This is a genomic window from Flavobacterium sp., assembly GCF_049318325.1.
Classification (GTDB): Bacteria; Bacteroidota; Bacteroidia; order Flavobacteriales; family Flavobacteriaceae; genus Flavobacterium.
The window spans coordinates 1-6597 of record NZ_JBMOGQ010000124.1; the positions used below are offsets into that span (position 1 = coordinate 1).

The 6597-nt window shown below is 30.5% G+C and carries 6 protein-coding genes and 1 pseudogene; all 7 read left to right on the top strand.

Going from position 1 to position 6597, the window contains the following annotated elements; translation table 11 throughout:
* Positions 1-485 (top strand): annotated as a pseudogene (locus ACOYLP_RS09950) (tRNA nucleotidyltransferase); the annotation flags it as partial.
* Positions 486-615: 130 nt separating this feature from the next.
* Positions 616-1635, top strand: coding sequence for a COX15/CtaA family protein (locus ACOYLP_RS09955; RefSeq protein ID WP_422856020.1), 1020 nt, complete (start codon positions 616-618; stop codon positions 1633-1635).
* Between the two features lie 52 nt (positions 1636-1687).
* Positions 1688-2458 carry a CDP-alcohol phosphatidyltransferase family protein gene (locus tag ACOYLP_RS09960; protein WP_422856021.1) on the top strand — a complete coding sequence of 257 codons (771 nt, stop codon included), beginning with the start codon at positions 1688-1690 and terminating at the stop codon, positions 2456-2458.
* A 380-nt stretch (positions 2459-2838) separates the two neighbouring features.
* Positions 2839-3375, top strand: a complete 537-nt coding sequence (locus tag ACOYLP_RS09965) for an IS1096 element passenger TnpR family protein (protein ID WP_422856022.1) — start codon at positions 2839-2841, stop codon at positions 3373-3375.
* Positions 3376-3451: 76 nt separating this feature from the next.
* The gene (locus tag ACOYLP_RS09970) at positions 3452-3802 is read left to right on the top strand and encodes a four helix bundle protein (protein WP_422856023.1); all 351 of its coding nucleotides are present in this window, start codon (positions 3452-3454) and stop codon (positions 3800-3802) included.
* A gap of 40 nt (positions 3803-3842) precedes the next feature.
* Positions 3843-4901, top strand: a complete 1059-nt coding sequence (locus ACOYLP_RS09975; protein ID WP_422856024.1) for a nucleoid-associated protein — start codon at positions 3843-3845, stop codon at positions 4899-4901.
* Positions 4902-5067: 166 nt separating this feature from the next.
* Positions 5068-6597: hypothetical protein (locus tag ACOYLP_RS09980; protein ID WP_422856025.1), on the top strand; the 1530-nt coding region annotated here is incomplete at its 3' end.

The following is a 6597-nucleotide window of genomic DNA, read 5'->3' on the forward strand; positions in this document are numbered from 1 at the left end:
AAATGGTAAAGAAAATCTTCGAAAGATTGCACATGCCATTGAACCAAAAAATGAAGTTTGTTGCCAAAATGGTAATGCTGAGTTCCCGACCAATAGTACTTTCAGAAGATATCGTTACCGATTCGGCTGTCCGTCGTTTGGTATTTGATGCCGGCGAAGATGTGGACAATTTGATGACGTTGTGTGAAGCGGACATTACTACTAAGAATCCAACGAAATTTAAAAAGTACCACAATAATTTTGATATTGTTCGCAAGAAGATAATTGAAGTTGAAGAACGCGACCATGTTCGTAATTTCCAGCCGCCTATTTCCGGTGAAGAAATTATGGAACTTTTTAATTTAAAACCATCTCGCGAAATTGGCGTATTAAAAGAAGCCGTAAAAGAAGCTATTTTAGAGGGAGAAATTCCGAATGAATTTAAAGCAGCGTATGATTTTGTTTTAAAACGAGCAGAAAAGCTAGGATTGAAAAAAGTAACTTAATTTGAAAATTATTCCATTTGAAAATTTGAAAATGAATTAATAGGATAATTATAATTTGTCTAAGATTAAAAAATAAAAGCAATATAAGTTTGTGGATTAATTAAGAAACCTTTCACTTAGAACCAAAAATATGAAAAAATATTTCCCAAAATCGGCAAAAATAGCTTTAGTCCTTGTTTATCTTGTGATTTTTGCTGGCGCCTTTGTTAGACTAACAGGATCGGGAATGGGTTGCCCTGATTGGCCTAAATGTTTTGGCTATTACATTCCACCAACCGAAAAACAAGAATTATTATTTACAGAAAGAAAAGAATATAACAAAGGGCAAGTTATTATAAAAGAGGAAACCCTTTTGGTGGCAAAAAAAGACTTTGTAGCGAAATCAACTTTTAATTCAACTGATTGGGAAAAATATACCAAACACAACTATTCTATTTTCAATCCATTACATACTTGGGTGGAATATATCAATAGATTGCTTGGCGCATTGGCAGGAATTGCTTGTTTTTTAACTTTTATTTTTTCATTTGGCTATTGGAAAGAAAAAAGAAAACTTATTTATATTTCATTTTTTATATGCATTTTGATGGGTTTTCAAGCATGGCTTGGAAAGACAGTAGTCGACTCAGTATTAAATCCTTTTAAAATTACCTCTCACATGCTGGCTGCTTTGTTAATAATTTCTTTCCAATTGTATCTTATTTATGAAGTTCAAAAAAAGGGAAAGTCCTTTATTTTTGATAGCAAGTTTAATATAATTTTATTCATAACCATTATTTTAACTATTATTCAAATCATTTTAGGAACGAGTGTTAGAGAACATGTTGATATACTATCGGAAACAGGTGCACCTAAAATATTTTGGCTTCAAAATCCTTCCTTAAGTTTCTATTTCCATAGAACTTTTTCGATTATTGTCTTGCTTGCTAATTTCTATCTGTTTCTTAGAAATAGAAAATTACAACTTCACTTAGAAAAAATAAATTGGATTGTATTCTTGATTTTTATCGAAATACTATCAGGTATAATGATGTACTATTTAGATTTCCCTTTTGGGACACAAACTATACATGTAATGCTGGCAACACTACTTTTTGGAATTCAATTTTATATGGTATTGGAATCTAATAGTAAAAAAACAATTTTATAATCTATATTTGCCGCCCGACTATATTGTCGCATTCTCTTGTTTACTAACATAAATGTCTAAACTTGCTGCCAAAGATAAATTTTTAGATTTATCAGATTACGGAAGATCGTTCGGAAGGTTTTTTGCTCATCAATTAAAGAATACTTGCTTCACTCCTATTCATGTTACTTTACTATTTGGTCTTACCGGTTTGATTGCTATTTATTGCATTCTGAAAAATTATTATTTTTTTGCCGGATTTTTTATCCTTTTAAAATCGGGAATTGATGCTGCAGATGGCGAATTGGCCCGACTAAAAAAAACACCTTCCTATTCGGGACGTTATTTAGACAGTGTGTTTGATATCGTTCTGAATTTCATGTTTTTGATGGCGATTTGTTATGTTTCTAAAACTTCTATTTGGTTTACTTTCTTGGCATTTATCTGTATCCAGTTGCAAGGAACTTTATACAATTACTATTATGTGATTTTGAGAAACAAATCAGTTGGTGGCGATAGCACAAGTAAAATATTCGAATACAAAACACCTATAGCATTACCTGGCGAAAGTCAAGAATCAGTCAACATTTTATTTGGAATTTACACTATCGTTTACGGAACATTTGACAAAATCATTCACGCTTTAGATCAACAAGCATATAAAGTAAATAACTTCCCAAATTGGTTCATGACTTTGCTTTCTTTGTATGGATTAGGATTTCAGCTATTAATTATTGCAATAATGCTACCAATGGGTTGGATTGAATTGATAGTACCATTTTTTATTGTATACACTTTACTAATTTTTATATTAATAGGAATTCGAAAAGTTTTCATCAAATAAAAAACCAGAAAAATTAATATGCCTCAATAAGTTAGACACTGTTGGGTTACTTTTTTATCGAAAAAAAGATATCAGTAAAGTTATTTCAAGAAAAAATTGAACTTATCGAGTTCATTAACTGCTTATTTTAATCAAAAAGAAAATTAACCCAATTCCTTAAAATTATTTAAAGTTTCACTTTCTATAACAACTCATTCAAAATTGAAAATTTGCTAAATAAGTTATAATTCCAAATCACTTAAAATTTGGAACTATTTTATTATTTTTTATGAATATTGATTTCGCAGAAAAGTAATAGATATCTTTTCAACAATTAACATTTATCATTCAGAATTTTGAATTTATAATTTATATTTGTTCGCTTATAAAAAAATACGACTATGATTTATAAATTCAGAGCAATTCTTGATGCAGAAGAAGATGTTTTCAGAGATATTGCTATTAAGGAAGATGCTACTTTAGAAGATCTACATAACGCTATCGTTAATGCTTTTGGTTTTGACGGATTAGAAGTTGCCTCTTTTTATACTTGTGATGATACTTGGAATCAGGAAGACGAAATTCCGATGTTTGATACAGGTGATATTCCGGGTGAACAAAAAACTATGAGTGATTATACTTTAAATCAATTACTTGACAAAGACCAGACTAAGATTATTTATGTGTATGATTTTATCAACATGTGGACATTCCTAGTTGAACTTGCGGCTGTTGAAGAAGCTGAAGCAGGAGAAACGTATCCGAGTTTGTTATTTTCTCATGGTGAATTACCTGCTATTGCTCCAGAAAAAGAGTTTGAAGCTGAAGGTGAAGATTTCTATTCTGAATTTGAAGATGATTTAGATGAAGATGATTTAGATGCTTTTGGCGGTGATGACAGTTTTGAAGATTACGGATTTGAAGAGAATTGGAATTAGGCTTAGTTGCTAAGTTACTGAGCGTCTCGGAAACTAAGTTTTTTCTTATGTTTGTGTTAACTAAAAAATGTACAACATGAAAACATTCAGAGACTTATTTATTTGGCAAAAAGCAATGTGTTTAGTAACTAATACTTATCAAATAACAGAAAAATTTCCAAAGGAAGAATTATTTGGTCTAACATCTCAAATTAGAAGAAGCGCCATATCACTCCCGAGTAATATTGCAGAAGGTTTTGGAAGATGTAGTAATAAAGAATTTTCCAGATTTATAAATATTGCTATCAGCTCTTTATTTGAATTTCAAACACAAATCGAGATTGCAAAAAACATCAATTACTTAAATGAAAACGAATTTAAAAGTATATATGAAGAAACTCGAGAACTTGAGGCTATGATTATTTCCTTTTCAAAAAAAATAAAATAAACTCAGACACTCAGTTACTCAGCTACACACAAACAAAAAAATGATCAACCTATTTAATACGCACATTGAGTCATTATCCATTCACCGAGTTGGAAACAAAAATAGAAATGAATCCGTTTTTCTATCGGAACAACCATATAATTTGAACGACGAAATTGTTCCTTTGTTAAAGGAATATTTCTTCAAATCGTTTCGCGAAAAAGAGGAAAACTATTTTCAGTTTGCACACGAAGTTGATTTGGAATATAACGATATGTACAATCTAGCATCAGAAATTTTTACGAATCCAAGTAATATTCATGAAGTTTCAAAGAAGATTACCAATCATCTCTTTGAGCAATCCAATCATCCTCATATTAAAAACGGTGAAGTTTATGTTGCATATTTGACTAACTTAAACATCGACAATAATGTTGTTGACGCCATTGGTGTTTTCAAAAGTGAAATTATGTCTGATTTTATGCAGTTTGAAGAAAAAGGTAAGTCTTTGGAAATGATTTTGCAACAAGGCATTAATCTGAACAAATTAGATAAAGGCTGCCTGATTTTTAACTACAAAAAAGAGGAAGGTTACAAGATCTTAAGCGTTGATAGTAATCGTTATGACACGCGTTATTGGTTGGAACATTTCCTTTCCGTCGATGCCTTTCAGGATGAAAACTATATTACTAAAAAATATTTAAAATTCTGTCAGGGATTTGCAAAAGATGTAGTTTTTCCTGCTGAAGATAAGAAAGAAGAGGTGATGTTTATGAATCGTTCGGTGAATTACTTTGCCAAAAACGACCAGTTTGAAGAGAGCAATTTTCTTAATGAAGTTTTGGATAATCCAGATTTAATTCCGGAATTCAAAAACTATAAAGTAGACAAAGGCGAAAAATATAGTATTGAAGATGTCACCACTTTTCCTATAGCCAACGGCGCTGTTTCTGATGCTAGAAGGTCGATAAAAAATGTGATTAATTTGGACACCAATATTCAAATAAAATTAGATTTCATTAATCCTGAAAGTGCGGAAAGATATGTTGAAAAAGGTTGGGATGAAGAAAAACAAATGTATTACTATCTAGTGTATTTTAATAAAGAACAGAAAAGTTAGTATTCAGCTTTTAGGCAGGAAGGCTTACAATTATTTTTTTATAATGAAATTCCCAATTGTTACAACAGTTGGGTTTTTTATTTCCCAAATGTTATAAATTAAATGGGGAATTATCTAAATTAAGATTAGTAAAAGCTATTATATTTGTTTAATCAGATTAGTTGCCATGAAATATAATCACCGCTATTACTTTTTACTTATTTTCTTTGTGTGCATTATCAGTTCGGCGCAGGAGAAAAACAGTGGTAATGACTCTGTTAAAATTTATAAAAAAATAGAAAACTATTCCAAGAAAAATAAGTTTAATAAATTTGTTTATCGTTTACTATTCAAATCCGAAAGAAACGCTTCTGGTGAACAAAACAATGCCCGTAAACGATTTTTGATTAAAAAAACCTTCGACAGGAACGAAGGCAAAATAATTAGAGAAATTAGGATTGAAACTTTAGATCCTTTTGGATATGCTGTTGATAACTACAAAGATGCTCCCAATAAAGGATTTGAAAAATTTGGAAATTCTTTACATCTGAAAACTAAAAATTGGATCATTCGAAATTTATTGCTTTTCAAAAAAAACGAACCATTAGATTCGCTTGTCGCTGAAGAATCAGAGCGTTTAATCAGAAGACAGCGCTTTGTCAGAAGTGTTATCATTAAACCTGTTGAAATTCCGAATTGCAAAGATTCTGTGGATATTTCTGTTCGCGTTTTAGATTCATGGAGTTTGATTCCGACTGGTGCTATTTCTAGTGCTAAAGGAAATTTTGAAATAACTGAAAGAAATTTTATAGGTCTAGGTCACGAAATAAAAAATAATTTTACGCGAAGATTTGATGACGGCAAAAGAGCCTACGATGCTCAGTATTCCATAAATAATATCAAAAATACTTTTATCAAAACGACCATTGCTTATCAAAACGATTTGAATAACAATATAACTAGAAGTGCACGAATTGAAAGACAATTTTTCTCTCCATTAACAAGATTAGCAGGTGGTGCCTATTTTGAAAATAGATTTTATGTAGATTCACTACCAGATGCAAGAGGAGTTTTTGAAAATCAAAATTTTAAATTACAAACCCAGCAATATTGGATAGGTCATTCTTTTAAAATCTTTGGAGGAAAAAGTGAAGATTCCAGAACTACAAATCTTGTTACCACTTTTGGATATAAAAACGTAGCTTACTTCAGCAAACCTACATTACAATATGATCCATCTATGTTTTTTGCTTCAGAAAAATTATATTTAGCCTCTATTGGACTTAATAACCAAAAATTTGCAGAAGACAAATATTTATTCAATTTTGACATTATTGAAGATGTTCCATATGGTCAGGTTTATGAAATAACCGGTGGATTTCAGGATAAAAACAATAACCGTAGAAATTATTTTAGTGGGCGATTTGCTTATGGCGATTATTTTTCGTTTGGCTATTTAGGCACCAATATTGAGTTGGGAAGTTTTTATAATAGTGGTCTAACCGAAGAAACAACACTAAGAATTGAAACTAATTATTTTACTAATTTACTTTCAATAGGAAGTTGGAAAATAAGACAATTTATTAGACCAATATTTGTTATAGGAAATCATAGGGCACAAATTATAAAAGATAGAGTAACCATATCTGAAGGAAACGGAATATCAGGTTTTGATAATCCATTAATTAATGGAACCAAAAAACTTTTTACCTCTTTT

Coding starts and splice junctions, on each gene's coding strand:
- ACOYLP_RS09955 (WP_422856020.1), top strand. CDS start 616: ATGAAAAAATATTTCCCAAAATCGGCAAAAATAGCTTTAGTCCTTGTT.
- ACOYLP_RS09960 (WP_422856021.1), top strand. CDS start 1,688: ATGTCTAAACTTGCTGCCAAAGATAAATTTTTAGATTTATCAGATTAC.
- ACOYLP_RS09965 (WP_422856022.1), top strand. CDS start 2,839: ATGATTTATAAATTCAGAGCAATTCTTGATGCAGAAGAAGATGTTTTC.
- ACOYLP_RS09970 (WP_422856023.1), top strand. CDS start 3,452: ATGAAAACATTCAGAGACTTATTTATTTGGCAAAAAGCAATGTGTTTA.
- ACOYLP_RS09975 (WP_422856024.1), top strand. CDS start 3,843: ATGATCAACCTATTTAATACGCACATTGAGTCATTATCCATTCACCGA.